This is a genomic window from Sphingomonas sp. 179-A 2A2 NHS (assembly GCF_045371305.1).
GTDB lineage: Bacteria > Pseudomonadota > Alphaproteobacteria > Sphingomonadales > Sphingomonadaceae > Sphingomonas.
This window is the reverse complement of record NZ_JBIQDE010000027.1, coordinates 1-2790: the sequence shown is the minus strand read 5'-3', so window position 1 is coordinate 2790 and position 2790 is coordinate 1. Positions and strand designations below refer to the sequence as shown.

Annotated in this window: 4 protein-coding genes; all 4 read right to left on the bottom strand. The window is 62.1% G+C overall.

Annotated elements, in window-relative coordinates:
* The coding region (locus ACH0AE_RS17750) for a glycosyltransferase (protein WP_406876152.1) at window positions 1-519 on the bottom strand (519 nt) is incomplete at its 3' end.
* Window positions 516-1721, bottom strand: a complete 1206-nt coding sequence (locus ACH0AE_RS17745; RefSeq protein ID WP_406876151.1) for a hypothetical protein — start codon at window positions 1719-1721, stop codon at window positions 516-518. The genes ACH0AE_RS17745 and ACH0AE_RS17750, both read right to left, overlap by 4 nt.
* Window positions 1714-2583, bottom strand: coding sequence for a hypothetical protein (locus ACH0AE_RS17740; protein ID WP_406876154.1), 870 nt, complete (start codon window positions 2581-2583; stop codon window positions 1714-1716). Before ACH0AE_RS17740 ends, ACH0AE_RS17745 begins: the two co-directional genes overlap by 8 nt.
* On the bottom strand, window positions 2580-2790 hold a 211-nt coding region (locus ACH0AE_RS17735; RefSeq protein WP_406876153.1), incomplete at its 5' end, for a hypothetical protein. The genes ACH0AE_RS17735 and ACH0AE_RS17740, both read right to left, overlap by 4 nt.

Genomic DNA, 2790 nt, shown 5'->3' with positions numbered 1-2790 from the left:
CGGCACGCCTTCGGGGAACGGTAGATTGGCGAGCAGGAACGGGCGGGTGCAGGCCAATGTAGCGCCGATCACCGCCGGGCGGGCGAAGAGCCAGATTGCGCCGAATCTAGCACGCCGTGCCGCGAAATGACTGTCCTGCAGTGGAGACAAGGCCGCGTCGACGACGATCGCATCACCGCATACGCACGATGCCTGCTGAAGCCGGGCCAACGACAGTGGCACCCGTTCCGGCAGGCATACGTCGTCCTGATCGGAAAAGAAGATGTAGGCGCCTCTGGCCGCGGCGATCGCCCGTGCAAAATTACCTTGGTAACCCAGCCGTTCTCTACCGATGATCAACCGTATCCGCGGATCGTCGATCGTACGGATCTGCGCAACCGTCGCATCGGTGGAACCGTCGTCCGAGATGACGATCTCGTCGTTCGGGCCCAGCGAGCCGAGAATGCTGTTCAACTGCTGCGTTACGTAAGCCGCCCCGTTGTAGGTGGCGACGACGAAGCTGATCCGTACATTGCTCATGCTGCGATACCCACAACCGTCGGATGAACCTGTAGCGGTTGCGCGGAGGGCGGCGCCAGAGCGGCGTTGCGGCCCAATCGACGCAGCGAGAAGATTGCGCACAGCAGATAGGTGAGGCCGATCGAGTTGTTCACGAACGGATTGAAGGCCGTGACGACGTACAGCATGACGACGCCGAAGAAGAAGGCGCTGGCGAGCCGGTGATGCTCGTCGTCATTAGGTATCTGCGAGAAGTATCGGACGCACATCAAGAGCGGCAGGAACATGAAGGACAGGCCCAGGATACCGAAGCGCCACAACGCCCACAGGAAACTATTCTCAACGTTACTCCGCCCGTTGAGTAGTATGCCCGTACCCTCTCCAAACAGCAGTGTGTTGTAATCGAAGGTCGCCAGGAAGAAATATAAGTCCCGCGATCGGGTGAGGGACGAACTGACCCGGGTCGGGTCGAAGATGACGTCGGCGATCGCCTGACCGTAAATACCGACGCCGATCACTGCCCCGAGGATCACGAAAAGCATCGCCACCTGGCGCTTCGCCGAGAAGAAGCTCAGCACGAGCCCGATCGCTACCGCCAGATACAGGCCGCGCGTCAGCGATAGCGCCAATGAAAGCGCCAGCACGCCCGACATCGTCTTCCACCACCGTGGCGTCAGAACGACGCTGAAGATCAGCGCGACGCCAACGAAGAAGTGCCCTTTGTAGAAAAAGTTGGTGAAGCCCCGGAAGAACAATTCACCGGTCCGCTCGGACCACAGGTACAATGATCCGAAATCAACGAACCCGACATACAATCCGATCGTCAGGAACAAAGTGCCGACGCTGACGATGAGTCCGCCGAAGATGATGATGACAGCTGCCTTCTGCACTGTTCTCACGTCCTGCAGCGCGAGCGCGAAGAACGGCGCGGAAAGCCAGAACAGCAGTGGCTGAAGCTGGAGGCTGACGATCTGCGCTGGTGTGCCGCGTGACGCATCGACTAGCAGGCCGGGCAGAACGCTGGCGAAGAAGGCTAGGACCAGCAGGTTGGCCGTCGCCAGCCCGTCGCGCCGCGCCGATGTCGTCATCATTCCAACAAGCGTGGCAACGAGGCCGGCTGCAAAGAGCAGCATGCGCAGGCTGACCGCACCGATCGAGAAAGTCCGACCGCCACCGCCCAGCACAACTTCGCCCAGCACGAGGGGAAAGAGGAAATCAATCATGGTGCGGTAACCTTGCGGGGTCGATCAGAGTGCGCAGGACGGTGCCTGCCAGCGCCAAGCGCCCGATCGCCGCGTAGCGTGCCGCCCGCATCAAACGTCGAAGGGGCAGAACGGCGCGGGCACGTCCGCCAAGAGCAATGTAGAAGGTGCTCTCGGCTGCCAGGATGCTGGCTAGTCTGGCAGCCGACAACGTGGCCGGCGTCCGCACCGACAAGTCGTGCGACAGATCGGTATCAATCACGGCAACGTACGCGCCGTGGCGGTGAAGCCGCAGAAACAGCCAGTGATCAACATAATCGAGCCAGATCGATGGTGGAAAGACGACATTCTCGATCGCGCGGCGACGAACCACCGCGCCGGACGAGATTGCCGTCGTCATTCCCGCCACGTGATCCGGTGCTGCGCACGGACGCACCGTGCCGGCGCGCGTGATCGTCGCCGGCGACACGAGCTGAGCGTCGTGGCGGACCCGTGGCACCATGACCTCGGCATCCGGCGTAGCCGCCATCGTTTCCCTCGCTATCGCAAGATAGTCGGCCGGTAGCGCGGTGTCCTGATCAAGCAGCAGCAGCCATTCGCATCCCGTTCGCGCCGCATAGTCAACTGCTGCGGCATAGGCGCCGGCCGTACCGCTATTGTCGGGATCGTGGAGGAGGTGGGCGTTGGCCGGCAGCGATCCTCCATCGGTCAGCGACATGGGCGAATTGTCGTAGACCAGACAATGGCGGAGCCCGGCGTGGCTGTCGTCATCCAGCCAGGAACGCAGCACAGGCCAGGATACGGCGTCCTCGAGCGGTCGGCCGTACAGGACCAGCACCGCCATGATACCTTGCCGGCGCGAGATATCGGCGCGTACCGTCACGACGGCGATCGATCGTGCAGCGCTACGATCGGACGGGCTGCCGGCTGGTGAAGGCAGATCTTATCGAGCGCCCGGTCTCGCCGCAAAGAGTGCTCCGCCGACCCTAACGATGGTGTTGACGATGCGGACGGGAAATCCGAATTCAACCGCCGCGCCCGCGCATCCATGACGGCGACGCTTTTCCCGAGCGGGTTCATAAGCACATTC

What these genes read in the sequence shown, in the direction of transcription:
- ACH0AE_RS17745 (WP_406876151.1), bottom strand. Translation starts at nt 1,721, where the DNA reads ATGATTGATTTCCTCTTTCCCCTCGTGCTGGGCGAAGTTGTGCTGGGC.